Raw genomic sequence first — 24,633 nt, forward strand, 5'->3', positions numbered from 1 at the left:
GTATCTTTTCGCGGGCAGGTCCAGCGTGGCGCAGGAAGGGGTCATCGGTGGAAGCGGTAACGGCCTGGCTGGAAGCCTTCCCGCCGATGGTCATCTACCTGATCGTGGGCCTGATCATCGGGCTGGAGAGCATGGGCATCCCGCTTCCGGGCGAGATCACCTTGGTCAGCGCCACCCTGCTTTCGGTCAAGGGCATCGGCTCGCCGTGGGGCGTGGCCATCGCGGCCTCAGCGGGCGCCATCATCGGCGATTCGATCGGGTACGCCTTCGGCAAGCGCGGCGGCCGGCAGATGCTGGAACGGCTCGGCCGGCGCTTCCCCAAGCACCTGGGCGAGGAACAGCTCATCCGGGCCGAGGGAATGTTCGCGCGCTGGGGCACCTGGGCTGTCTTCTTTGGACGATTTATCGCACTCCTGCGAATCCTGGCCGGACCGATGGCGGGGGCGCTGAAGGTGCCCTACCGCAAGTTCCTGATCGCCAACGCATCCGGCGGGCTGGTCTGGGCGTTCGGAACGGTGTGGGTCATCTACTGGATCGGAGAGGCCGCGGAACGCTGGCTCTCCCGCTTCTCCTGGGCCGCGCTTGGGCTCGCCGTGGTCGCGGGTATCGCCACCACGCTGTGGTTCAAACATCGCGCGAAAAAGGCTCTGAGCACTGCCCATGACTGACACAACCTTGCACGACGAAATTGCCCTGGAACAAAAGCATGTAGACCGGGTCTACACGCGCCTGGCCAGGCTGCGGGCCGATGCCCAGCAGGCCGAGGTCGATGGCTATCAGCTGGCCAAGGTCGGCAACTTCGGCTCCCTGGTGGAGCGCGATGCGATGGTCTTCCACGCGGCCAAGCGGCGGCACGTCTTCGACGCCGAGCACGAGGGGCTGGTCTTCGGCCGCCTCGACATGCATCCCGAGACCGATCTGCGCGACGAGGAGAGTGTGGCGCGCCGCTACATCGGCCGGCTCGGGGTGCGGGCCGAGGACGGCGAGCCGTTGCTCATCGACTGGCGGGCCCCGGCCGCGGCCGCCTTCTACCGTGCCACCGCCGCGCAGCCGCTCGGCGTGATCCGGCGACGGATGATCACTTCGTTCGGCGAGCGGGTCACCTCGCTGGATGACGATCTGCTCGACCCGAACGCGGCCGCGGCGGATCTGCGCGTGGTCGGCGACGGCGCGCTGATGGCCGCGCTGAGCCGGGCCAAGGGCACCGGGATGCGCGACATCGTGGCCACCATTCAGCACGAGCAGGATCTGGCTATCCGCTCCCCCGCCAGCGGCGTGACCGTGGTCGAGGGCGGGCCGGGGACGGGCAAGACGGCCGTGGCGCTGCACCGTGCCGCCTACCTGCTCTACACCGACCGCAGCCGGTTCGCCGGTGGCGGCGTGCTCATCGTGGGGCCGTCACCGGTCTTCGTGCAGTACATCGAGACCGTGCTGCCCGCGCTTGGCGAGGAGTCGGCCACGCTGCGCTCGCTCGGCCAGCTGGTCCCTGGGGTGAACGCCACCCGCGAGGAGACCGCTCAGGTCAGGGCGGTCAAGGGCTCGTTGCGGATGCGCAAGGTGTTGCGCCGGGCGGCCGAGGACGCGCCACCGTCCAATCCGGATGGGCTGCGGATGCGGTACCGGGGAGAGTGGCTGGTGCTGTCGCGCCGCCAGGTGGAGGAGATCCGCCGGCGGGTCGGGCGGGGGGCACGGCGCAATGAGGTGCGCGGCAAGGCGTTCGGCGAGGTGCTGGACGCGCTCTGGGCAAGCGTCAAGGAACGCATGCACATCGAGCAGAGCCGCTTCGACGACGATCTGAGCGACCACGAGGACTTCCGGGCGTTCTTGCGCAACTGGTGGCCGTTGGTCACCCCGCAGGAGGTGCTCTCCTGGCTGGCCGACCCGCGCAAGTTGCACCGCTACGCCGATGGCTTGCTGAGCAATGAGGAGCAGCGGCAGCTGAGCCGTGCGGTCAGGGCCGAGCCGAGCATCGATGACGTTCCCCTGCTGGATGAGCTTGCGGATCTGATCGGCACGCAGCCCAAGCCGAAGCGCAAGACGCGGCAGGCCCAAACGCTCGGGGTGATGGGCGGGCGGCGGGACAGGGTCCAGCGCGAGGCCGACTATCGCGACTACGCCCACGTGGTCGTGGACGAGTCGCAGGACGTCACCCCGATGCAGTGGCGGATGATCGGCCGCCGCGGGCACGCGGCGAGCTGGACCATAGTCGGCGACCCGGCCCAGTCGGCCTGGATCGGCGACGCCCAGGAACCGGGCCGCGCCCGCGACGAGGCGATCGGCCGCCGGACCAGGCACCACCACCAGCTGACCACGAACTACCGCAACTCGGCCGAGATCTTCGAGGTGGCCGCAGAGGTGATCCGCAAGGTCTCCCCCGACCTGCCGCTGCCGGTCGCTGTCCGGTCCACCGGGATCGCCCCCGTTCACCTCAGGACGGGCGGCGACGGCCTCGCCCAGGTCGTGCGCGAGGCCGTCGAGAAACTGCTCGGCGAGGTCGAGGGGACGGTCGGCGTCATCGCGCCCGACGCCGCCTTCCGCGACCGGGTCCGGTCGTGGCTCAAGGCCGACGACCGGGTCGGGGTGGTGACCGCGTTGGCGGCCAAGGGTATGGAGTACGACGCGGTGGCTCTTATCGAGCCGGGGCTCGTCGACAGTGCCCGAACCCTGTACGTGGCACTGTCTCGCGCCACGCAACGCCTGACCACGGTCGCCACCACCGACTGGCGCTGACGCGCTACTTCCAGGTGGAGCTGACGGTCACCGCGCACGGGCTGGAAGGCGTGCTGTAGCTGCGGTTGGCGCCACTCTCCCAGGTGACGTTGCCGCTGCCGTCCTTCTTGATGAACTTGTATTCGAACGAGGTCGACGGCGCGATGTTCACGGTGCCGCGCCAGATCGGATAGGCCGCCGAGGAAAGCGCGATCGCCGAGCCGGTGTTCCAGGTCGACAGCGCGGCGATGCTTCCGGTGACGAACACGTTCTGGCCCAAGACCGTGGTGGCGTTGACTTCGAAGGTGACCGCGATGCTCGAGCAGGAGCCGCCCGGTCCGTTCCAGGTTTCGTTGTAGGTCGCCGTGCAAGCCGTTGTCGTGCTGTGGCTTCGGTTCGGGTCGTACTCCCAGGTGACGTTCCCGGCGGCGTCCTTGCGGATGTACTTGTATTGGAACGAGGTGTTGAACGGAATGTTGATGGTGCCCGGTACCGGGATGGCGGCCGCGGTGTTCCAGTTACCCAGGGCTGGGATCGAGCCGACGATGTAGGCGCTTTCGTTGAGGTTGAAGGTGACCGCGGTGTTCGTGCAGCCGCCCGTGGGCGTGGGTGATGGCGAGCCGGTGGTTCCATTTTGGAGCGCGATCATCCCGTTGGCGGGAACCGTTGCGGTGAACTGTCCCCCGCTGACGGTGATGGTGGTGCAGCCGGTGGCGGCCACGTTGCAGTAGGACCCGTTGGGCAGCTGGGTGCTGAAGGTGCCCGTCCACGCGGTGGTGGACCGGTTGAATGCGACATGCCCGGCGTTGCCGCGGCCGAAGGAGATCCGGTTGCTCTGCGGCGAGGTCCAGTTGTTCACGTTGGTGCCGTTGACTCTGTTGTGGAACCCGACCAGGTTCGCCACGATCGTGCGCCGGTGTTCGCATTCCCAGCCGGAGCCACAGGTGACCGCGTTCGTGGTTCCGTTGGCGGCGGCGGGCGGGCCGGCCTCGTTGTTGGTGAAGCTGAAGCTGCTCATCAGCTGCGGGACGCCATAGGGATAGGCGAGGCTGAACGCTTGGGCGAGCGCGTGGGTCTGGCCGTCCTTGTAGGTCAGGCGGGCCCGCCCGTTGCGCTGGGTGTCATGGTTGTCGATGAAATTGACCGCGTCGCCACTGCCCAGCAGCATGCCGCTGAAGTCGTTGAGGCCCGACAGGTTGGCGTCGCGGAACGCGTTGCCCACCTTGTCCCCGTACCGGAATTCGGTGACATCGCTTATTCCCGTGTACTCGGTCGGGCTGATCTCGCCCGGCCCACCCTCGATGACCTCGGTGAAGATGTAAGGCGTCCCGTTAAGTCCACTTAGGACAGATTGCAGATCGGCGACCGGGGTGTGTTTCGCGGCGTCAATGCGGAACCCGTCCACACCCAGCGAAATGAGGTCGTTGAGGTAGGCGGTGAGCTTGCCGCGCACGTAGCTCGACTCGGTCTTCAGGTCACTCAGGTCGACCAGCTCGCAGTTCTGCACCTCCCACCGGTCGGTCCAGCTGGCGATGTCGTCGTTTCCGTTGCGGCCGCAGTGGTGGAAGTCGTCGTTGCCATAGGGCACCGACGGATAGCTGTAGTGCGAGTAGGTGCTGCCGTTGCTGCCGGTGCCGGTGGAAGCGCCGCCCGCCATGTGGTTGACGACCGCGTCGACGTAGATCTTCACGCCCGCGGTGTGGCAGGTCTGCACCATGCTCGCGAAGGCGGCCCGGTTGCCGCGGCGCGACACGACCTGATAGCTGACCGGCTGGTAGTCCTGCCACCACGGGTAGCCCTGACCGGGCAGCACCACGTGCTCCTGGGGCGGGGAGACCTGCACCGCGCCGAACCCCTTGGGCCCGAGCACGCTTGTGCACTCGGACGCGATCGACGCCCAAGGCCACTCGAAGAGATGGACGATGACGTCGCGTGCGCCGGGATTGGCGTCGGCTTTGACCTCTTCGAGCGCGGGCGAGTTGACCGCGACCGCGGTCAGGAGTGCCGCTGTAAGCAGGAGTGATGCCGCGCCGGCATAAAGGGGACGGATTCTGAACATGGGCGGGCTCCTCAGTCGAAACTTCTTGCGGAGTTTTCACCGAGGTTACGGTTGCTTTTCGTCACTGTGAAGCCCGTTTGACCTGCTCCTTTCGTTTGATCAACTTCTGGGCAAGGCCAGGAGGGTTGCGTACCCGCAAAATCTTGCAAAGATCTTTTGGGGGTATGGCCGTTGCCGAGGGCGGATACTGAGGTATGGCAGCACCCCTTCTGCGGCGCATCCGCGATGAGGTCATCGGCGATGACCAGGTCATGTGGGGGCCGTTCGGGCCTCGCCGGGTGACCTACGCCGACTACACCGCCTCCGGGCGAGCGCTTGGCTTTCTCGAAGACTTCATCCGCGACGAGGTGCTGCCGCGCTATGCCAACACCCACACCGAAGCCTCCGGCACCGGCCTGCAGACCACCCGGCTGCGCGAGGACGCCCGAAACATCATTCGCGCCTCGGTGGGCGGCGACGACCAGACCGCCGTCATCTTCACCGGCTCCGGCTCCACCGGCGCGATAGACAAACTGATCTCCATCCTGGGCCTGCGGATCCCCCACGAGCTCGACGAGCGCTACCGCCTCAGTGAGCAGATTCCCGCCGAGGAACGCCCGGTGGTCTTCATCGGGCCCTACGAGCACCACTCCAACGAGCTGCCGTGGCGCGAGTCGATCGCCGACGTCATCGTCATCCCGGAGGACGACGGCGGCCACATCGATCCCTACGCCCTTGAGGTGGAGCTGAAGAAATATGTCGATCGCCCGCTGAAAATCGGCTCGTTCTCGGCCGCCTCCAACGTGACCGGCATCCTGTCGGACACCCATCGCATCTCCGACCTGCTGCACCGCTATGGCGCGCTGTCGTTTTGGGATTTCGCCGCCGCCGCGCCCTACATCCAGATCGAGATGTACGGCCGGTGCACCGAGCATCCCGACGCCTACAAGGACGCGATTTTCCTTTCCCCGCACAAGTTTGTGGGCGGGCCCAGCACTCCCGGCGTGCTGGTCGTGCGCCGCGATCTGTTGCGCAACCGGGTGCCCAGCGTCCCGGGCGGCGGCACTGTCGAATACGTCAACCCGACTGACCATCGCTACCTTGCCGACCACGAGGCGCGGGAGGAGGGCGGCACTCCGGCCATCGTCGACTCGATCCGGGCCGGCCTGGTCTTCCAGCTGAAGGAGGCCGTCGGCACGGATGTCATCAAGGCCCAGGAGGAACGCTTCCTGAGGCACGCCATTACATCGTGGCGGGCCAACCCGCGCATCGAGATCCTCGGCAATCTCGAGGCGGAGAGACTTTCCATAATCTCTTTTCGGGTACTGCATCCAAGCGGCCGCCATCTGCACCACAACTTCGTCGTGGCCATCCTCAACGACCTGTTCGGCATCCAGTCCCGCGGCGGGTGCTCGTGTGCCGGCCCCTACGGGCATCGTCTGCTCGGCATCGACCTGGCCCGCTCGCACGAGTTCGAAGAGGAGATCCGGGCCGGCTGTGAGGGGATCAAGCCCGGCTGGGCGCGGGTTTCGTTCAACTACTTCATTTCCGAGGCGACCGCCCGCTACATCGTCGAAGCCGTGCACGTGGTGGCGAACGAGGCGTGGAAGCTGTTGCCCGAATACAGGTTCAACCCCTACAGCGGGCTGTGGCGCCACCGCGACGGCCTCGTCGAGCCGCCGCTGCGCCTGACCCAGCTGCACTATGATGCCACCGGCCGGCTGCGCTGGCCGGCCCACCACGAAAGGGCACCCGAGTCCGCCCTGCGCGACTATCTGCGGGTCGCCCACGAGATCTGCGACGCGATGCCCACCACCGAGTCCCCCGACGCGGTCGTGACCGTCTCCCCGCGCTTCGACCAGCTTCGCTGGTTCGAGTTGCCCGCCGTCTGCATGACCTGACCGCTCTGCCCTTCTCCATCAGCGTCAACTGGCACGAAACTAATCGCGCGGCTATGCGTTGACTCTTTTGTTGGCTACCCGAAGCTTGAGGATGAGGGAAGCAATATGCTCGAAATCGAGACGACAGAACCACCCCTGATCGGTGAGCCGGAGCATGCGCACACGGTGAGCGCCGCCATGGCCGCCGGGGCCCGGGCCTATGCCAGCACACAGGACGTGGGCATAGTGGCCGCGGTCAGTCTGCTGTCCGAATACGACGACGGCCGGCTCCTGCTGGAGGCGAGCGTCGCCCGGCATCTGCACTGGGTGCCCGGCAAGAAGGAAATACTCGTGGATTGGGTGTCGCTTTTCGACGCGCAATCGCTGCGCAGCCCCAAACACGACCAGACCGAACAGACCTGGGCCATCCTGCTCATCGCCTGCTCTTTGGCGATCGGGCGGGCGCTGCATCGCTTTGGCACCCTACTTGGCTATCTCGACCACCGCTCCGCCAGCCAAGTCATCAGAGCCATATACATAGCAAGTCATGATGGCGCCTACCCCGCGCCGGGCTGGCCCGACGCCGAACCGGTGACACTCGGTGTCCTGGCGGAGGTCGAGGCCGCATTCATCAAAGCGCGCGACCCACAGGACTGACCGGCGAACAAAGACTCCGCGGCGAGCTGTCAGGGACTGGCCGTATCCTGACCGCTCGTCGCGGCTTTGCCATGCCCAATACACAGTTGTACAAACTGCAGTTGCACAAAAAGCACAAAAAAGTAGGGCGTGGCGTCCATAGCACGTGTCTGGACGCCACACCCAGGCTCAGCCACTCCCTAGCGGTGGCAACCGGTGCGGAGGAGCCTTTCCGCTACTTCGATAGGATGACTGTCTGAACCACCTTCAGCATATTGCGGCTTGAGCCGATTTCGATCGCCAGTTGCGATGGGCAGTAATAATTGTGTTTGCGTTCATTGCAGACTCAGGCCGACCCGCTGAGCCAGCGCAAGAATCGGGTCACGATTCGTCTTGCGCTGCGCTCGCACCATCAGCTCGGAGAGCAACTCCTGGGTATAGCGCGACATCCGGAAGTGCTGCGGCGCCACACGTTCGGCGGTGACCAGGCTTGCCACCGCTTCCTCGTCCTGGCCCGCGGCCAGCAGAGCCCGCGCCAGCGCGAAGCGGTACCAGGCTTGGCCCAGCGGAAACGGGAGCGCCGTGAGGTCGATGGTGTCCCGGATTCGCATCGCCCAGCGGATATCGCGCAGCTGGGCCGCCGCGGACATCTGCCATACGTCGACAGTGGTCGTGTTGAACCAGTTGCCCGAAAAACCCGCGGCATGTGACGAGACGCGCACCGGCTCACCGAGCAGTTTCGCCAGTAGCCGCGCTTCGTCCAGGTGCATGCTCGCGTCGTTCCCCCGGCCCAGATAACAGGCCTGTTGCGCGGCAAGCAGATGGAGCCAGCCCGTCATTTCGGTGGCCTGCCGGCTGTCGGTCTTGGCACTGGCCAGCGCCCCCAGCGCGGCCCGCAGCCCGATCTCGGCCGCTTCCACCGGAAACGACTTGACCCACGAGTAGCGGGCGAGGCTGAGATATGCCCCATCAGCTATACCGGCGGCTGTACGCACGCCGAGATCCGCGGCCTCCCCGGCCAGATCATCAAAGCCCAAGTGGGCCAAGGCGAAACGGACGACCGACAGGGCTCGGGTCATCAGCTCCGCGCTGGCGCGGCCATGCGCGGCAAGCTCACGCAACAGCGGAGCCATTCGATGCATGGTGCCGTACCAGTTACCCGAGTTGCGAATGTCCACCAGGTCACCAACATCGAGCCGCAGCGCCTCCATCGAGCGGCTCGGCGTGGACCTCTCCCCTAACGCAAGCTCGAGCAATGCGACCCGTACCCCTGGTACCTGAGCCAGAACCTTGTTTCTTGTGTGATCGGGATAACCCGGTTGATCCAGTAGTTGCGCCAGCGAAATCTGCAACGCCTCTGCAAGTTTCAGTTGAGTGGATGGACGGTCTAGCGGCTTGATTCCGGACTCCAGCTCCGACAGGTAGGGCTGGGAGAGCCCGGCCAGCGCGGCGAGTCTGGACTGAGAGAGCCCGCGGCGCCTACGCCACCGCGCCAGGCGAACTCCTATTTCTGCATCGGCACCCATCAGCCGATTTCGACTCACGACAACCTCCCGGCGTTTCGCTTCGGCCTGCGCGTCAACCGGCGCGGGAGGCCTGCATGAACAAGATGAGCTGCGTGGCGATCTGGGCGCAGTTACGCGCGCCGTGCTCGAGGTTCAGCTCCTTGGGATAGCGCTGCATAATCGCCAGCGACCACGTATCAGCCACAGCCATGCAATTAACCGCCCATTCTCGCTCGTAGAGCGTCCAGCCGTTCTTGTAGCCAACCTGCGGTGCGGCCGAAACGGTGAGGCCCTGGGTGATACCGAACGCACCCTGCCCGCGAATCTGCCGCAGCTCGGTCAGCAGCCAGGGCGTCCATTTCGGACCCGCTGCCTTACCCGAACCAATACATCGACTCAGTCTTGCCGTATCCGCCGCCGTGGTGGTGGTTTTAGCCCACCAACCCGGCGCCACCTTGGTGTGCGCAAGGCTACAAACCGCAATCATACGTTCGATCGATTCGTCTGCGCCCAGACTGACGTACAGCGATTGCGCGTCTTTATCGTTGTTGTCGCGCACCATCCGGCGGATCTGTTCCAGACGGCTCTGACTGGGAGTGGGATCGCGCATCAGGAAATCGGCGGCGATCCACGCCTTCACCACCGATTCCATCGCGCTGGAGTCCCGTTCTGCCGCAGGCGAGCCGGAAACCTCACCTTTGCTGTCTATGTAGGCCCACTGCAGCCAGCTACCGGACGGTACGGCGACCACCATTCCCAGCGGGCCGATCGCCCGGCCGTTGGCGAGCTCTAGAAGATCTACTGGTCCCGGCAGTGTCTGCACATCCACCGTGGGCCGGGTCTGGACGCTGTTGCGCTTGAGCGCCGCCATCGCGACCAGCATGACCAAAACAATCATTGCCGACATGATCGCAGTGAAGAAGCGAAGTCCCCTCGCTGTGGTTGGAGTAAACGTATGCATGGCTGACTGTGGCATCCAATCCGGATTAAGAGTGTCCCGAAGTATTTGGAACCAATAAAGACTGAGGCCGCTTGCAGGGGCCGTATGTGTGCGACAGCGCTGCATGAAGCCGATACCAGTCTGTCCCTATGACAACCACCAGAGACGACTCAACTGGCAAGCAAGCATTAGCACAAGCCGAGAACCCGGTCCGCACCAGTGATATTGAGCGCACGCGCAACGATCAGCCGTGGCTGCTTGACTTTGAAGTTCACGCCACGCGCTTCGGCGTAACGGTGGCCACGCAGCAGACTAGATATACCTTGCCCATCAAGGAAATCTAACGATGAGAGATCGACCTCCACGCTGGAGCAGCCCGGTACATCGACCGCGAGCTGCAGCCACTCCACAATCACCTCAGCATTGTGGAGATCGACCTCTCCCGTTAGCGATACATAACATTCACCGTTCGATACTTCCACCGCACATGACGCTGTCATCTGTGCTCCTTTCGGCAGAACACAGATATCACGATGCGACTACGCCGATTGGCGTTGCGGCACCTCGACAACGACCCGTCATGTCTAGCGTTCAGTAAGTCTTAAGGCGCGATACAGCGTGGACCGCCCCACCCCAAGCTGACGAGCGATGTCGGTGACCGACTCCCCTCGCACATGTCGAACCCGCGCTGCGGCGATCAGTTCCTCGTTCATCACCGCGGGCCGACCCCCCGGCCGCGGTGAGGACCTTGTCTGCGCACCGCCGGCCATCGCGCCCTCGGTGACACCTCCTCCTTTGTCCATCTCGGCCGCCATGGCGGCCACCTGGAACAGCAGTTTGTCGCCGATGGTCGGACCGTCGGGACGGTGCAGACCGGCGAAGTCTCCGGCCAGGATCATCATGTTGACTTCACGCTGGTACAGGTGATTGTTAAGCAGGCTAAGTAATTCCCTCATGGATCCAGCGACCCGGTCGGGCGTATAGATCACGAGGGTGTCGCCGCGGCCCAGGTGGCGCAATGCGGCACGAAGTTTCGGGCGGTCGAACTGCTCGCTCGGACCCTCGACAATGATTTGCTCGCAACGGGCTTGACCGAGCGCCTCCATCTGGAGCTGATCTTCGGCCGCTCGGCCAGTCATGAACGCGTAGCCCAGGCGCATGAGGCCCACCCTGGCCTTGTTATCACTGTTCCGATTAACACTCGGTAACGAAGGGAAGGCCATCTGATTAAGATCGCTCTGTCGCCCGATCTGGTGGCTCGTCCTGAACCGGGCTACTGCGGCCTGACCGCGTTCCTCATCGGACGACCAGCGCAACAATGAGCTGATTCGTTGATCCGATACACCACGCTTGTGAAGCTGGTTGACCACATAGATTCGTTCGGCTCGGGTGAGATCGGTTTTGGGTACATCGCCGGCCAGCGCCCCGAGCACGTTGGCCATTTCGACCTCTCCGGGATCGGGAGGCTTCGCGCTGCGTTGTGGTCTGGCATCCACGGCATCGATGTCGCGGCCGTCCCACGCCAGCGCGGACGCCCAATGCCGCTCAGCCGCAAGCTCGCGGGCCTGGGTGTCCGGGCCCGGGGTAGCCTGCCAACGCCTATATACAGAGTCCACGAGATGCGCCGCGTAGCTCGGGATAGGACCGCCCAATGTCCACTCCTGCACCACGGCAGCGCTTTCGTTGATCCAGGCGCCGATCTGAACCGGTCCTTGGCCGATGTAGGCCAGCGCCTGCAGCCTGCGCCGCACACCGATCGGCTGGGCCAGCGGGGCCAGCGGCTCGGCGTGTGGATCGTCGATGGTCTGCGCTGTCCACATCCTCGCCGGCAACCAGGCTTTGCCCGACGGCATCTCACGATCCGATCGCGAGATGAGATCGGCTCGGCCGGCTTCCGCATCGTAGAGCTGGGCGACTGAGGCGGCAAAGGTCGCCCGCACGCGACGGATGTCACCATGTCGTACCCGGGAAATATTGCGCTGGATCACCCCTAGCCGCTGCCCGACCCGGGCCGCTGTCCACCCAGCCAGCGCCAGTGCCTGCAGCCTGCGCCGGGTGCCTGTCGCCTCGATGAACCCACGCCTGGCTCGCATCGCCGGCAGATTTACGCCGAGGATTGCTTGCCCGGTCACGGCGAGTGTGGTGTGGGTCCGTCCCTTGACTATGGCGTCCAGGCTTGCCCGATCAATCCCAGCTCTGTCGGCGATCTGCTTATAGTCAAGACCGTTGGTAGTCAGATAACGGATGTGTGCAAGAACCGCTGCCGTGCTGACTGCTGACTCCCATTTCCCTTGCTGCAAAAGCCTTTGGCGGGTGCTCGTATACCAGCGGCCGTAAGCCCGGCAGGCTTCGCATCCGGCACGGTAACCGCTGGTGTGCTCTTTACATCGCGGTTGACGCATCATTTCCGCTACCCGACTCCGACGTATCATTTGGATCATCGGTTAAGACGTAGCTTTTTGCCCAGTCATTCAAGTCACTCATGTTTTGTTTCCCCCTTCGTTGTGCGATTTAGCCTTGCAGTTTGCCTCCGCACCACGGTTCCGCATGAAGTGAGCAACGCATATCAGGGCTTATTCTTAGGGGAACAAGCCCTTGATTACCCACAGCACCAGGAAGGATACTAATTGGACAGGAAGATAAGCGTCAACGCTTTCCGCTGCCATTATTTTTATTTGGGAATTAGAGTATGTGTTCGGAAATACGGAGCGTAATAACGACCGATTGCCTACTTGGTGACGGGACCAAACACGAATAGACGCAGTAAATCAAGAACACTGCCCGGCCGCCACCGAACGGCAAATGCACCAACGAGCGAGTCCAACCGTTGCGGTGTTGAACTTTGGCGGCCCTGGCCATAGCGTCGAAACTATGAGTACCCCAGCTACTTCGATCTGGGTGCACTTCATTGGAGGACGACAACGTGTTGGTGACAACACCACCCCTGGAAAGGGCGGTCAAGCACGGCAAACGGGAGCTGACAGTCGCCGAGCAGGCACGTCTCGACGAGTTGCAGCAAGCACGGGAGCTCCTGTCAGCGCAGCGTGCCGATATGCGGGCAAGCGATCATCGCACTCGAGCCCAACGCCTGGCGTCGGAAACATTGCTGGATTATTACGACGCTGCCGAGATTCTGGACCTAAAGCCGCAAACCATGCGGGATCTGATGAAAGAGCGACGCAAGCACATTCGCGAGGAGGGCGAAGCCCGGCCGACCGATCTCCCAGAGCCGGACGCCTGGCGCCATCGACCGCCTCGGCGAGAACCCCGCTGGCGCGAGGGTAACTTCAGAGCCTGGGCGGTCCTCACCGGCCGCCTGCTCGAAGAAGACGCCCTGACCCCGCAACACTCCAAGCCCTCCGGGCGGCCGAAGGGCAGTAAGAACAAAGTCAGATTCTGATCACGCTAAAAATGGGTCTTCGCCGAAGCGAAGACCCATTGCGTTGTGTGACGGCCGATCAGTTGCCGTCGTCGCCGGACCACTTGGTGAGCCAGCGCGGATCCGGCTCGACACTGCGCGGAAGGAAACGGACGTCGACTGACATACGCATCATGTCGGTCTGGGTGTCCAAAGAGGCGTGCACAAGGTGCGGCGAGTGGATGGCGACATCGCCGGCCTGATAGTCGGCGTAGAGCCAGCGGCCGCCCAGCTGCTGGGCCGTCCAATCCAAATCGTGACTGATCGGCCGAGTGTCATTCGGCCGATCGGTTCGTTTTGTCTTCAGAACGTCCAGCTTGTCCTTGGCGATGGTGTGCGAGCCCTCGAGATAGGTCAAGCCGCCCGACTGAACCGGGCAGTCCCCTATCGGCAACCACATCGTGATGATGCTCGCCGAGCCCCGATCCATGTAGTCGAAATCGGTGTGGGCACGCGAGGAGAGCGGGCCCTTGTTGAAGTGACGTACGATCTGCCGGGGCAGCTGGAAGACCTGGTCGTCGTCGAGAAGGATCCGGGCCACCTGCTCAAGCTCCGGGCTCGCGGCGAACTGCTCGAACTCGGGCGAGCGCACCAGGGTGTGCGCCGGGTGGCCGGCTACGCCGTGGGAGAGCTGGCCCGCCGGGATGGTGCCCGACCAGATGCCCGCCTCGGGCGAGGTGTCCTCGGCGAAATAGGCCGGGTCGAACATTCCGAAGTAAAAGCCACGCAGCTGCATGACCTTCTCCCGGTCGAGAATCCCGCGCAGGTAGACATAGCCGTCCTGCTCGAACTGGGCGCGCAGCTTGTCTGGATCGCCCAGCAGCGCGGAGCTGTCCCGCATCGGCGCAAAGTTCTCAGAATCGGTGGTCACGGGAACGCCGTTGGACAGAACCTGCATTGCGTTTTCCTCTCAGGACAGTTCGGTGCGAAGCGCGTGGAGAACGTGGCGTTGCTCTGCCGTCGTCATCGACGGGAAGGCCGGAAGACAGATGTGGTGGCGGGTGAACCACTCGGCTCGCTCGAAGGTGCGCCCCGCGAAGCGCTCGGCGAAGTAGGGCTGGTCGCTGAGCAGGACGTCGTAAACCTCGCCTGCGAGCGAGACCCCGTGGCGCTGACGCAGGCGTGCCTTGAGCTCGGCCCGATCGATCGAGGGATCGAGGATGGCCATGTACTTGTAGTAGTTGCTCACCGAACCGGTGGGGATCGCATATCGCTTCACCCGTGGCACGCTGTCGATGTTCTCGTCGTACCAGGCGGCAAGAGCGCGGCGCATGGCGAGCATGTCGTCGAGCTGAGCGAAATGGGCCAGACCCACCGCGGCATGCACCTCGGAGAGCCGCCAGTTGTTGCCCAGCCGGTCGTGCACGTTCTTGTCGATGGAGATCTTGCCGTGGTCCCGGAGCTTGCGGGCCGCGTCGAGGTGGGCCTGGTCCTTGGCGACGAAGAAACCACCCTCACCGCTGGTGGCCACCTTGGCCGGGTGCAGCGAGTAGGTGCCCATCGCGCCCAGCGTGCCGGCCAGCTGACCATCGAGGGTGGCGCCCAGCGCGTGGGCGGTGTCCTCGACCACCGGGATGCCCCGGGCCGCGCATTCCGCCAGCACCTCCTTGAACGAGGGGGCGACGATTCCTCCAATGTGGACAACCACCACCGCGGCCACGTCATCGTGGCGGGCGAGCGCCTCGCGCAGCGACTGAGGATCCATGCCGAAGCCGTCCAGCTCGACATCGACGAAGTCGACTTTGCCTCCCATCCGCTCGATGGAAGCGGCTGTGGCGAAGAAGGTATTGACCGGCGCGAGCACGGTCTTGCCCGCCACGTTGAGCAGTTGGTAGGCGATGTCGAGGGCGGCCGTGCCGGTGGACACCGCGATGGACTCGGCGCCGGTGAAGCGCTGCGCCAGCTTCTCGAACTCCACCACCAGCTTGCCCTGGGTGAGCATGCCCGAGGCGAGCACCTGGTCGAGCCGGTCGGCTATCTCGAGCCGGGCCGGGATGCCGAAGTGCACCTTCAGCGGTGGGATGCCGGGGGTGGCGACGCGCGCGTTGCCGAAGAACGAGGCGAGCGGCTTGCCGATCTGCAGCTGCTCCTCGGCGCCGAAGGCCTTATATGCCCCGCTCACGGTGGCGTTCTCGCCGGCCAGCCAGAGCGGGCGCGGCGCGAGCGCGGCATAGAGGTCGGGCAGGTCGGCATAGCGCAGGATGCCGGGCAGGGCCAGCTCGCGGTTGCCTGCATCGGTGTAGGACCCGATCGCCGCATCCACGGCCACCGGCGCGCCACCACCGGCGATCAGCGCGGCGTGCAGGACGACGGCGTCTGTTCCGTACAACCCAATGGTTTCGATCTGTTGGTGATCGCGCAGCCAAGCCAGTGCCGAGAGCACGTCGTCGACCCCCGCCGCCAGGCGGGAGCGCCCCACCAGAAGCAGCGCCTCGTCGTCGGCTTCGTCCACAGTGGACAGCGCGAGCACGGTGAGCCCGTCGAGAGCGAGCGCGTCAGGGTCAGCGCCATAGGCGACGACGGCGCCCTGCTGGGTCTGCTCGTCGGGACGGACCAGCATCGCGGTGAAGGTAGAGCCGTCGTCGCGCCGGAACACCAGCTCCTCACGGCTGAGGCCGTCGCTGTCCAAACGGCGGGACTCCTGCACGGCAAGCACGCACTGCTCGGGCAGGGCGAGCCGCTGCACCACCGCCCGCACCTCGCCGGACCACCGGCGCAGCTCGGCCACCTCGCCCTGGCTGAACCTGTGCGATGGCGTGCGATCGAGCAATCGCGCCACCCGGCTGTCCCACATACTGTCTCCCTGCGCTGTCATCGCATACCTTCGTCCGTCGCCTGCCGGGCCGACCATGCCGACGCCACCATCTGATCAAGATCACGCTGAGCGGACCAGCCAAGCTCTTCGCGCACCCTATCGACTGCAGCGATAACTGTCGCGGGGTCACCATCCCGGCGGGGCCCGATCGCATAAGGCACTTCGACGCCGGTCACTTTGCGTAGGGCCGCGAGGACGTCGAGGACCGAGTAACCCTTGCCCGTGCCGACGTTGAGCACCTGCGCCGCCGGGCCGCGGGTCAGCCGATCGGCCGCGGCCACATGCGCGTCGGCCAAGTCTGCGACGTGGATGTAGTCGCGTACGCCCGTTCCGTCGTGGGTGGCGAAGTCGCCGCCGGTCACAGCCACCGGCTTGCCCGCGGCGAAAGCGCGGAAGATGACCGGGAAGAGGTTTGTCCCCCCGCGGTCGGCCAGCTGGTCGCCCTCTGCTCCGACCGCGTTGAAGTAGCGCAACGCGAGCCACGAGATATCGTGGGCGCGGCCGGCGTCGGCGATCATCCGCTCGCCGGCCAGCTTGCTGTAGCCGTAGGGACTGATGGGCTCGGCCGGGGTCTGCTCGGTGATGATCGAAGCCGATGGCATCCCGTAGACCGCGGCGGAGCTGGTGAACACGAGCTTCTTCACCCCGGTGTGCACCATCGCGGCGAGCAGCGTGACGACTCCGCCGATGTTCTCGCGGTAGTACAGCACGGGGTCGCGCATGGAATCGGGCACCGATTTCTTCGCGGCCACATGCATCACACCGGTCACCTCGTGCTGGACGAGCGCCTTCGCCAGGGCCTCCTCATCAAGCACCGAAGCGCAGATCAGCGGGACGCCGTCGGGCACGCGATGCGCGCTTCCGGTGGAAAGGTCGTCGTAGACGACCACCGGCCGGCCGGCCGCGTGCAGGCGCGCGACGATATGCCCGCCGATGTAACCCGCCCCACCGGTGACGAGCCAGACGTCGCGTCTAACCATTGCGCTGCAACACCTTTCGGTACACCTCGACGATCTGCCCGGCTACCCGCTCCGAGCTCAGCGAGCTGTGCAGCTCGCGCCCGTTGGAGCGCTCGGCGGCAGACAGGACGTCGGCCACCCGGTCTGCCAGCAAGCGGATCAGTTTAGCCCGCGCCTCGTCGTCACCCCAAGGTTCAGGAAAGTCCACCACCTCGGAATGCGTGACCCCGGCCAGCACCTTAGCCGCATCACCGACGTTGACCGAGACGATCGGCAGCCCCATCACGGCCGCCTCCTTGAGCACGCTCGGCGAACCCTCGGAACCTTTGCGCGAGGTGAACAGCAGCACGTCAGCGGCGTCGAACTTGCGCGGCACCTCGCTGCGGGGCTGGTTCTGTCCGACGATCAGCAGCTCGCGTACGTTGCGCCCACGCGAACGCAGCTCTTGCAGCACATCGCTGAACACGTCATAGCCCTTGACCTCGTTGGCGGGATGCCCGCCGAAGAGGATCGCGGACTCCCCTTTCGCAATGCCGAAGCGGGCCCGGGCGCCGGAACGGTCGCCGGGCGCGAAGAGCTTGAAGTCGACGCCGTCGGCGATGACGTGCCCGCCGGGATCGCCGGCGTTGTCCGCGAGGTTCTGCGAGACATAGATGCGCGCCGCGACGTCCTTGGCACCGAACCGGGTGAACGCCCGCTGCCACGACACGTTGATGTCGCTTCCGTAAAGCGACAGCACTTTCGGCACACCCGGGGCGAAGCGGGCGGAAAAGGCCGACATCCCGTAATGGGCGTGCACGACATCGTATCGGCCACGTCGCACCTTACGCCGGACTCGTTGGGCGGCAAGAAAATAGTCGGCCTTGCCCCGGTTCTGGGCGACCACCTCGACATCGACGTGCACGCCGAGGCGGCGCAACGCCTCGACCTGTTCCTTGACGAAGATGCCGCGGAAGCTGTCACCAACCGGCCAGATGTTGGTGACAGCGAGCACGCGCAACTGTTCGGATGCCATTTACTGCTTCTCGAAGAAGTCCCGCACGGCGGCCGCCACCCGCTCGAGCTGCTCATCGGTCAGCTCCGGGTAGATCGGCAACGACAGGCACTCCCGGGCGTAGGCCTCGCCGACCGGGAAGTCGCCTTCCTTGTGTCCCATGAACGCGTAAGCGGGCTGCAGGTGCAGCGGGATCGGGTAGTGGATGCCCGCCTCGATCTGCTGCTCCTTGAGGAACGCGAGCAGGGCGTCGCGATGGTGGGTGCGCACGACATAGTGGTGCATCACCGAGACCTGGCCGGGTGTGGCCGGGGGCAGCCGCAGGTCGCCGACACCGCGCAGTTTCTCGCTGTAGTCGGCGGCCAGCTCGCGCCGGCGCAGGTTGCCCTCTTCGAGCACGGTCAGCTTCACGTTGAGCACGGCCGCCTGAAGGGTGTCGAGCCGGTGCGCGTAACCGATCTCCGTGTGCTCGTACTTCGTGGTGCGCCCGTGGTCGCGCAGCATCTTCACCTTCGCGGCGAACTCGTCGTCGTTGGTGGTGATGCCGCCCGCGTCGCCGAAGGCGCCCAGGTTCTTGCCCGGGAAGAAGGAGAAACAGCCGGCGATTCCGTAGCCGCCCGCGCGGACCACCGTCCCGTCGGTCTTGACGATCTCCGCGCCCTGCGCCTGGGCCGCGTCCTCTATTACCGGTACGCCAGCGTCAGCGGCGATCGCCGCGATGGCCTCCATGTCCACCGGCCGGCCGTGGATGTGTACCGGCAAGATGGCGGAGACGCCTTCCATCAAGCCCTTCAGCTCGGCCGGGTCCATGTTGCCGGTCTCCGGGTCGATGTCGACGAAGCGCGGCCGGGCGCCGAGCCAGCTCACCGGCTCCGCCGTCGCGATGAAGGTGTGCACCGGGACGGCCACCTCGTCGCCGGGCCCGATGCCAAGCGCCGCGAGCGAAAGGTGCAGCGCGGCCGTGCCGGAGCCGACACCGATCGAGTGCTTGGTCCGGCAGAACTGAGCGAACGCGGCGTCGAAGTCTTTGATCTCCTGCCCGTTGATGAACCGGGTGTTGGAGATGACCTCCTGCATCGCGGCGTCGATCGCCTCCTTCTGCTTGGCGTAGGACGCTTTGAGATCCACCAGAGGAATCTTGGACATTGGCGAAGCTCCTATCACGAGCGCCGAGAAGGGACAACGGAGGTCGTGACGACTTTGGTCTTCACGACATGATCTGCCGGGACCGAGCGCAGGATCGTCGCGCCCGAGGCCACCTGCACCCGGTCACCGAGCTCCACACCGGGCTCGATGTGGATGCCGGTGCCCAGCCGCACCTGATCGCCGAGCTTGACCCGCGAGGAGGTCAGGCAGCCGGGACCGGTGGAACAATCATTGGCGACCACGTTGTGGTGGTCGAAGGAGTTGTAGGCGGAGAAGAAGTTGTTGTCGCCGACCACCGTCTCGGTGCCGATGTGGCAGAAGGCGCAAATGACGTTGCCCTTGCCCATCACCACCCCGGTGGCGACCTTGGAGGTGCGGTCGATGGCGTTGGTGAGCCGGACCCCGTTGGCCGCGCACAGCTCGCGAAGCTTGCGCCGGGCCGCGACCGAGGTGCTGATCGCGATGATCGCGGCATCGTAGTGCCCCGAATCAAGAAGCTCTTTGAGACGATCGGTGCCGCCCACCACCGGAACGCCGGCCAGCTCGACACCCCACTTGTCGCGGTTGTCGTCGACGATGCCGACCGCCTGCTGCCCGGGCAGATCGGCGAAGATGTCGATCACCTGGGTGGCCCCACGGCCGCCGCCGATGATGAGCACCCGCTCGACACCCGGCTGCGCGGTCAGCGGCAAGGGCAGCGTGCTGTAGTCGACCTGCTGGCCCGCGGCAGCGGCTGCCTCGACATCCTTGACCGTGATGAGGTGGCTGGCGTCCAACGTGGACAGATCCACGCCCAGCTCTTCGGCCCGCTTCACGGCCTTGACGCTCGCGCGCACCCCCGCACCCGCCGCGGCGGCGGCCTCGCGCTGCGCCACCAGCTGGGCCTCGTGCGCCTTGAGCGCCGCCTCGTCGTCGAAGAGCAGGGCGACCGGACTGGTCAGGCTCACCTCGTCCTTGACCGAAGCCAGCTGCAACAGGTATCCGCTCTCAGGCGCGACCACCTCGATAACCGCTTTGCTGGTCTCGATTTCCACGAGATCGGCCTGCGCGTCAATCCACTGTCCATTTTCGACGAACCAGGCCACGACGATGCCGGTTTCGCTGTTGACATCGGGCGTCGGGATGATGACGGGCTTCATTATTTCGCCGCCTCCAGGATCGCGGTTTCAATCTGTGGCGTGCCCACAAGCATTCCCGCCTCGCGCGCCCGCGATGACGGGATGACGGTGCGTTCGCTTGCCACGACTGAGATCGGGCGGCGAAGGCGGCCGAATGCCTTCTCGGACATGACGGCCGCGATCTCGGTGCCCCACGACCAGCCGCCTGTCCCCTCCTCCACGGTCACCAGGCTTCCCGTCGCGCGGACGGACTCCTCGACCGGGGTCCAGTCCATCGGCGAAAGCTGCGCCGGCACCAGCAGCTCGACGAAGATCTCCTCTTCGACCGCGAGCCTTTCGACCACCTCGGCGGCGAGCATGGCCTGATATCCATAAGCCAATACCGTTGCCGTGCAATCATTTCTGGGTACCGCCGAGAGCCCGATCGTCGAGCCGTGCTTGACGGCCATGAGGTCGCCGACCATCCCGCCCTCGGGCAGCCTCAGGTTCTGCGGGTAGAGCAGCTTGTGCTCGATGTAGAGAACCGGCGTGTTCTGTTCCAGGAAGCCGCGGAATGCCTCACGCGGGTCGTGAAAAAGTGACGCCGCAACGACTTTCAGGTGCGGCACGCCGAGGAAATGCTTCTCCAGGCTCTGGCTGTGGGTCGGGCCGTAACCGCGATGCCCACCGGAGGGCACCCGGAACACGACCGGACACGTCGCCTGCCCGTTGTACATGGCCTCATACTTGGTGATGTGATTGACCACCTGGTCAAAGCAAAGCGTGATGAAGTCACCGAACATGACCTCGGCGATCGGGCGCATTCCGGCCAGCGCCAGCCCCGCCGAGATCCCGGCGATGGCGCCCTCGCTGATCGGGGTGGTGCGCACCCTTTCCGGGAAGTCGGTCGACAGCCCCCGGGTCACCTTGAACGCCCCGCCATAGGGATCGATGATGTCCTCACCGATGAGCACGACCCGATCGTCGGTCTCCAGGCTCTCGCGCAGAGCCGCACCCAACTCCTTGGAAAAGATCATGGCAGGGCCCTCGCCGTCGCCACGACCTCGGCCAGCGCCGCTTCCACCTCGGCGTCGATGCGCTGCCACTGCGACTCGGCAATCCGCTGCCGGGCGATCGCGAGCGGCTCGGTGACCCAGCGCAGGGCCACCTCCTCCTCCGGCCGGTGATCGTCGCTTTTGGAGTGATGGCACAGCCGATAGGTGTGCACCAACAGAACTCGGGTCTTGCCGGTCGTGCGCACCGCCGCGATTTCGTTACCCGCCAAGGCATCCAGCTCGGCGACGTCGGTGGTGGTGGTCTCCGTGACCGGAATGCCGAAGGCCTCGAACCGCGCCCGCATGCTGCCGGCCGTGTTCAGCTCGGTCGGCGTGCTCTGCGCCCACTCGTTGTCCTCAAGGACGATCAGCAGCGGCAGGTCCCACAGGGCGGCGATGTTGAGCGTCTCGTAGACCGCGCCCTCGCCCAGGGTGCCGTCGCCGATGAAGACCACGCTGACCCGATCCGAGCCGCGCAGCTTCATCGCGAGCGCTATCCCGGCCGCGGTCGGGACGATCCCACCCTGCACGCCATTGGACATGAACCCGGGCGCGCAGACGTGCTGGCTGCCGCCGATGCCGCCGCAGACGCCCGCCTCCTTGCCCATGATTTCGGCCATCAGACCCAGCGCATCGCCTGTGCGGGCAAGGTAATGGCCGTGGCAGCGATGGTTGCTGAAGATGTGGTCGCCCTCTTCCACGTGCTCGATCACACCCACCGCGTCGGCCTCCTGGCCGATACAGGCGTGTGTCGTGCCGTTGAGCACACCCTCGTCGAAGAGACCGAGCAGCGTCTCCTCGAACCGCCGGATGAAGCGCATCCGCCTATACAGCCGCAGATCGCGAGGCTCCTCGGGGGTTCCCATGGTCCTCGGGTCGGCCTGCAGCTCGCGCTGGCGAGGAATGCGGGTGGGGGCGATGGTCACTGTCCCTTCACCGCCACCTTCGCGCCGTCGTGGCGCAGCGACTCGTCGACGGCCTCGAGGACGGCGACCGTGCGCACGCCGTTCCAGCCGTCGACGACCGGGCGGCGGTTGGCGTCCACGCATTCGATGAAATGGCGCAGCTCGGTGGAGAGCGGCTCCACCATCGGCAGGCTCGGCACGTGCATCGCGCCGTCGCGCAGCCGGTATTGCCAAGCGCCGTAGGCATCGGCGTCGAGGCGGTCGGCGCCCTTGTCGTAGATCTTCAGGCGGCCGTCGGCGTCCATGTCGTCGTAAACCAGCATCTTCTTGCTTCCCACCACGGTGGTGCGGCGGGTCTTCGACGGATCCAGCCAGCTGACATGCATGTGGGCGAGGATGCCGCCGGGATAGCCGACAGTGACGAACATGACGTCTTCGACAGCCTCATTGAGGTACCGGGCACCGCGCGCCGACACCCATTCCGGCGACGAGCCCAGCAGGTAGTTGGCGATCGACACATCGTGCGGGCCGATGGACCAGAAAGCGTTGATGTCGCTCTGAATCCGGCCCAGGTTGAGCCGTTGCGAGTGTAGGTAAAGCACCTCGCCGATCTCGCCGTTGTCGACATATTCCTTCATCGCGCGCACGGCCGGGTTGAACTCGAAGGTGTGCCCCACCATCAGCACGAGATCTTTGTCGTCGGCCGTGGTGGCAAGCTCCACCGCATCGGCGGTCGACAGTGCCAGCGGCTTCTCGACGAAGACGTGCTTGCCCGCGGCGAGGGCGCGACGCGCCAGCGGCGCGTGACTCGCGGCCGGTGTGGCCACCACCACAGCGCTGACCCCGTCATCGGCGAGCACGGCATCGAGGTCGTCGGTCACGTTCACGTTCGGGTAGAGCGAGGCCGCTTTCTCCCTGCGCTCCGGCGAGAGATCGACCAGGTGACGCCACCGCGGCCCGGCCAGAGCGCCCAGGTTACGGGCGAGGTTCGGACCCCAGTAGCCGAAGCCGATCTGCGCAATCGCACCCGTCATGTCATCTCCCGCCTTTCTGGGCGAACATTATCTTCATCGCCGGCCGCGATGGCCGCCGAGGCCGCCGAAGAGGGCATAGACCACAGCAGCGCCCACCCGAAGCCGAGAACGCCGAAGAGCATCGGCGGGAACAGCGGGTCCTCCAGCGACGCCGACCAGGTGGCAATGAGCACCGCGAAGGCGATGGCCGCGGTCGACCACAGGAAGATCGCGTCGCGCGGCTCGTTGCCGTGCCTGCGAGCCGCGCTGACCAGGGGGGCACTGATCAGGTACATCCAGGCAAGATACGCGATCAGGCCGAGCGCGCCCACCTCCACCAGCAGGTGGAGCCAGAAAACGTCCACCGAGGTGGATTTAAAGTCGTGCAGGTCGAAGCCCTTCGGCCCGAGAACGTCTTGAAAACGCTGGTCCATGTTCCAGTCGGGGTCTTCCTTGACCGCGACGATTCCGCCGAACTGGCCGACCCCATAGCCCAGCACCGGGCTTTCCGCCCACAGCTCGGTGCCCTGCTTGATGAAGATGATGCGGATCTCCCGGTCGCATTCTGGCGATTTTGTGTCGATGCACTCGGGGCGGTCGTCCTCGCCGGGAGTGAACAGCGCGCCGATGAATCCGTTGACGCGGTAGATGAGATCGTCGCGATTCTCTTTGAGCAGCACCATCGGTGAGGCCCCGACCACCCCGATGATGAGACCAGCGACGATGAGGCGCTTGAGGTCGCGACGCCTCACCACGGCGACGGCCACCACGGCGGCAAGCGCGGCGACAAGCGACAGCCGCGACTGGGCCACGGCCAGACCCACCGCGATGAGGACGAAAAGCGCCCACCAGCGGGGCTTGATCTTCTCTGCGACGAGGAACCAGGCGAGCAGCCCGAGCAGCATGAAGCTGGTGACATGGCCGAGGTCGTTGGGGTGTTCCAGCAGACCCTGGGCCCGGTGCTCGCCGGCCCACTGCAGGTCGACCCAGCCGAGGGCGGTGTAGGCGGACTCCCCCACGATGAACTGCCAGATCGCGACGACCGAATTGATGGCGATGATGACGCCGCCGATCCAGAGCAGCGGCTTGAAGCTGCGCCAGCCCGGGGCGACGGCCCGCATCGCGTAGAAGACCAGGACACCGCGGAAGTAGACAAACATCGCCTGGCTGACCAGCAGGGCTGAAGATCCGCCAACGATCCCGGCCACCACCATGATCACGCCGAGGATCAGCAGCACCAGATCGGCCCTGGTGCGTAGCCGTCCCCAGCTGCGGTCGACCGAGAACTTCACCGCGGTGAGCGCGAGAAGCGAGAAATAGAGCACGCTCTTGAACGTCTTGGGCCAGCCGACTTCACCGAGCGCGGTGACAAGCCAGCTTTCCAGGAGCACCTCGACGAGAAGCACCCCGAGCAGCGCCACGATCGCCTTGCCCAGCCACGCGGAAACCGGGCTCGCATGCGCCGACGGCGGCGGATCAACGGTGTGTGGCATCACCACCTCGCCAGTTTGCACACCCGCTCC

20 protein-coding genes are annotated in these 24,633 nt (G+C 65.3%); 5 read left to right on the forward strand and 15 right to left on the reverse strand.

Features of this window, described 5'->3' with window-relative positions; translation table 11 throughout:
• Nucleotides 1–47 precede the first annotated feature (47 nt).
• Both Rhe02_RS30745 and Rhe02_RS30750 read left to right on the forward strand, forming a co-directional pair.
• On the forward strand, nt 48–668 hold the full coding sequence (locus tag Rhe02_RS30745) for a DedA family protein (protein ID WP_239124154.1): 621 nt from the start codon (nt 48–50) through the stop codon (nt 666–668).
• Nucleotides 661–2,730 carry a HelD family protein gene (locus Rhe02_RS30750; protein ID WP_203911906.1) on the forward strand — a complete coding sequence of 690 codons (2,070 nt, stop codon included), beginning with the start codon at nt 661–663 and terminating at the stop codon, nt 2,728–2,730. The genes Rhe02_RS30745 and Rhe02_RS30750 overlap by 8 nt, the downstream gene beginning before the upstream one ends.
• 4 nt (nt 2,731–2,734) lie before the next feature.
• On the opposite strand, the gene Rhe02_RS30755 is transcribed toward Rhe02_RS30750, so the two are convergent.
• Nucleotides 2,735–4,768, reverse strand: coding sequence for a carbohydrate-binding module family 20 domain-containing protein (locus Rhe02_RS30755; RefSeq protein WP_203911907.1), 2,034 nt, complete (start codon nt 4,766–4,768; stop codon nt 2,735–2,737).
• A 194-nt stretch (nt 4,769–4,962) separates the two neighbouring features.
• On the opposite strand from Rhe02_RS30755, the gene Rhe02_RS30760 reads away from it, so the two are divergent.
• Together Rhe02_RS30760 and Rhe02_RS30765 are read left to right on the forward strand one after the other, a co-directional pair.
• Complete coding sequence (locus Rhe02_RS30760) at nt 4,963–6,648, forward strand: aminotransferase class V-fold PLP-dependent enzyme (protein WP_203911908.1); 1,686 nt, start codon at nt 4,963–4,965, stop codon at nt 6,646–6,648.
• Nucleotides 6,649–6,753: 105 nt separating this feature from the next.
• A complete protein-coding gene (locus Rhe02_RS30765) occupies nt 6,754–7,284 on the forward strand; it encodes a hypothetical protein (protein WP_203911909.1) in 531 nt (176 codons plus the stop codon).
• Nucleotides 7,285–7,598: 314 nt separating this feature from the next.
• On the opposite strand, the gene Rhe02_RS30770 is transcribed toward Rhe02_RS30765, so the two are convergent.
• The 4 genes from Rhe02_RS30770 to Rhe02_RS30785 all read right to left on the reverse strand — a co-directional run bounded on the left by Rhe02_RS30770 (nt 7,599) and on the right by Rhe02_RS30785 (nt 11,801).
• A complete protein-coding gene (locus tag Rhe02_RS30770; protein WP_203911910.1) occupies nt 7,599–8,807 on the reverse strand; it encodes a helix-turn-helix domain-containing protein in 1,209 nt (402 codons plus the stop codon).
• 34 nt (nt 8,808–8,841) lie between these two features.
• Nucleotides 8,842–9,666 (reverse strand): hypothetical protein, encoded by an 825-nt coding sequence (locus Rhe02_RS30775; protein WP_203911911.1) that lies wholly within the window; start codon nt 9,664–9,666, stop codon nt 8,842–8,844.
• 230 nt (nt 9,667–9,896) lie between these two features.
• Entirely contained in the window at nt 9,897–10,208 is a 312-nt protein-coding gene (locus tag Rhe02_RS51025) for an STAS domain-containing protein (protein ID WP_203911912.1), read from the reverse strand.
• An 84-nt stretch (nt 10,209–10,292) separates the two neighbouring features.
• A complete protein-coding gene (locus Rhe02_RS30785) occupies nt 10,293–11,801 on the reverse strand; it encodes a recombinase family protein (protein ID WP_203911913.1) in 1,509 nt (502 codons plus the stop codon).
• A gap of 815 nt (nt 11,802–12,616) precedes the next feature.
• Here Rhe02_RS30785 and Rhe02_RS30790 point away from each other — a divergent pair.
• The gene (locus Rhe02_RS30790; protein ID WP_203911914.1) at nt 12,617–13,108 is read left to right on the forward strand and encodes a hypothetical protein; all 492 of its coding nucleotides are present in this window, start codon (nt 12,617–12,619) and stop codon (nt 13,106–13,108) included.
• A gap of 58 nt (nt 13,109–13,166) precedes the next feature.
• Here the strand turns inward: Rhe02_RS30790 and Rhe02_RS30795 are convergent, their stop codons facing one another.
• From Rhe02_RS30795 to Rhe02_RS30840, 10 genes are read right to left on the reverse strand one after another with little or no spacing between them, the layout of a single operon-like run.
• A complete protein-coding gene (locus Rhe02_RS30795) occupies nt 13,167–14,024 on the reverse strand; it encodes a phytanoyl-CoA dioxygenase family protein (protein WP_203911915.1) in 858 nt (285 codons plus the stop codon).
• 12 nt (nt 14,025–14,036) lie between these two features.
• Nucleotides 14,037–15,941 (reverse strand): DegT/DnrJ/EryC1/StrS family aminotransferase, encoded by a 1,905-nt coding sequence (locus Rhe02_RS30800; RefSeq protein ID WP_203911916.1) that lies wholly within the window; start codon nt 15,939–15,941, stop codon nt 14,037–14,039.
• Nucleotides 15,938–16,921: a UDP-glucose 4-epimerase GalE gene (galE, locus tag Rhe02_RS30805; RefSeq protein ID WP_203911917.1), complete on the reverse strand. Its 984-nt coding sequence runs from the start codon at nt 16,919–16,921 to the stop codon at nt 15,938–15,940. The genes Rhe02_RS30800 and galE overlap by 4 nt, the downstream gene beginning before the upstream one ends.
• Nucleotides 16,914–17,915 (reverse strand): glycosyltransferase, encoded by a 1,002-nt coding sequence (locus Rhe02_RS30810; RefSeq protein ID WP_203911918.1) that lies wholly within the window; start codon nt 17,913–17,915, stop codon nt 16,914–16,916. The genes galE and Rhe02_RS30810 overlap by 8 nt, the downstream gene beginning before the upstream one ends.
• Nucleotides 17,916–19,040: a DegT/DnrJ/EryC1/StrS family aminotransferase gene (locus Rhe02_RS30815; protein WP_203911919.1), complete on the reverse strand. Its 1,125-nt coding sequence runs from the start codon at nt 19,038–19,040 to the stop codon at nt 17,916–17,918.
• A gap of 14 nt (nt 19,041–19,054) precedes the next feature.
• The gene (locus Rhe02_RS30820; RefSeq protein WP_203911920.1) at nt 19,055–20,179 is read right to left on the reverse strand and encodes a biotin/lipoyl-containing protein; all 1,125 of its coding nucleotides are present in this window, start codon (nt 20,177–20,179) and stop codon (nt 19,055–19,057) included.
• A complete protein-coding gene (locus Rhe02_RS30825; RefSeq protein ID WP_203911921.1) occupies nt 20,179–21,174 on the reverse strand; it encodes an alpha-ketoacid dehydrogenase subunit beta in 996 nt (331 codons plus the stop codon). The genes Rhe02_RS30820 and Rhe02_RS30825 overlap by 1 nt, the downstream gene beginning before the upstream one ends.
• Entirely contained in the window at nt 21,171–22,118 is a 948-nt protein-coding gene (locus Rhe02_RS30830; RefSeq protein WP_239124156.1) for a thiamine pyrophosphate-dependent dehydrogenase E1 component subunit alpha, read from the reverse strand. Before Rhe02_RS30830 ends, Rhe02_RS30825 begins: the two co-directional genes overlap by 4 nt.
• Entirely contained in the window at nt 22,115–23,131 is a 1,017-nt protein-coding gene (locus tag Rhe02_RS30835) for a Gfo/Idh/MocA family protein (protein WP_203911922.1), read from the reverse strand. Before Rhe02_RS30835 ends, Rhe02_RS30830 begins: the two co-directional genes overlap by 4 nt.
• Nucleotides 23,128–24,624, reverse strand: coding sequence for an O-antigen ligase family protein (locus Rhe02_RS30840; RefSeq protein WP_203911923.1), 1,497 nt, complete (start codon nt 24,622–24,624; stop codon nt 23,128–23,130). Before Rhe02_RS30840 ends, Rhe02_RS30835 begins: the two co-directional genes overlap by 4 nt.
• Between the last annotated feature and the right edge of the window lie 9 nt (nt 24,625–24,633).

The sequence above is a fragment of the Rhizocola hellebori genome (assembly GCF_016862955.1).
Classification (GTDB): domain Bacteria; phylum Actinomycetota; class Actinomycetes; order Mycobacteriales; family Micromonosporaceae; genus Rhizocola; species Rhizocola hellebori.

What these genes read in the sequence shown, in the direction of transcription:
- Rhe02_RS30825 (WP_203911921.1), bottom strand. Translation starts at nt 21,174, where the DNA reads ATGATCTTTTCCAAGGAGTTGGGTGCGGCTCTGCGCGAGAGCCTGGAG.
- Rhe02_RS51025 (WP_203911912.1), bottom strand. Translation starts at nt 10,208, where the DNA reads ATGACAGCGTCATGTGCGGTGGAAGTATCGAACGGTGAATGTTATGTA.
- Rhe02_RS30785 (WP_203911913.1), bottom strand. Translation starts at nt 11,801, where the DNA reads ATGCGAGCCAGGCGTGGGTTCATCGAGGCGACAGGCACCCGGCGCAGG.
- Rhe02_RS30800 (WP_203911916.1), bottom strand. Translation starts at nt 15,941, where the DNA reads ATGACAGCGCAGGGAGACAGTATGTGGGACAGCCGGGTGGCGCGATTG.
- galE (WP_203911917.1), bottom strand. Translation starts at nt 16,921, where the DNA reads ATGGTTAGACGCGACGTCTGGCTCGTCACCGGTGGGGCGGGTTACATC.
- Rhe02_RS30755 (WP_203911907.1), bottom strand. Translation starts at nt 4,768, where the DNA reads ATGTTCAGAATCCGTCCCCTTTATGCCGGCGCGGCATCACTCCTGCTT.
- Rhe02_RS30815 (WP_203911919.1), bottom strand. Translation starts at nt 19,040, where the DNA reads ATGTCCAAGATTCCTCTGGTGGATCTCAAAGCGTCCTACGCCAAGCAG.
- Rhe02_RS30765 (WP_203911909.1), top strand. Translation starts at nt 6,754, where the DNA reads ATGCTCGAAATCGAGACGACAGAACCACCCCTGATCGGTGAGCCGGAG.
- Rhe02_RS30810 (WP_203911918.1), bottom strand. Translation starts at nt 17,915, where the DNA reads ATGGCATCCGAACAGTTGCGCGTGCTCGCTGTCACCAACATCTGGCCG.
- Rhe02_RS30795 (WP_203911915.1), bottom strand. Translation starts at nt 14,024, where the DNA reads ATGCAGGTTCTGTCCAACGGCGTTCCCGTGACCACCGATTCTGAGAAC.
- Rhe02_RS30775 (WP_203911911.1), bottom strand. Translation starts at nt 9,666, where the DNA reads ATGATTGTTTTGGTCATGCTGGTCGCGATGGCGGCGCTCAAGCGCAAC.
- Rhe02_RS30820 (WP_203911920.1), bottom strand. Translation starts at nt 20,179, where the DNA reads ATGAAGCCCGTCATCATCCCGACGCCCGATGTCAACAGCGAAACCGGC.
- Rhe02_RS30750 (WP_203911906.1), top strand. Translation starts at nt 661, where the DNA reads ATGACTGACACAACCTTGCACGACGAAATTGCCCTGGAACAAAAGCAT.
- Rhe02_RS30835 (WP_203911922.1), bottom strand. Translation starts at nt 23,131, where the DNA reads ATGACGGGTGCGATTGCGCAGATCGGCTTCGGCTACTGGGGTCCGAAC.
- Rhe02_RS30760 (WP_203911908.1), top strand. Translation starts at nt 4,963, where the DNA reads ATGGCAGCACCCCTTCTGCGGCGCATCCGCGATGAGGTCATCGGCGAT.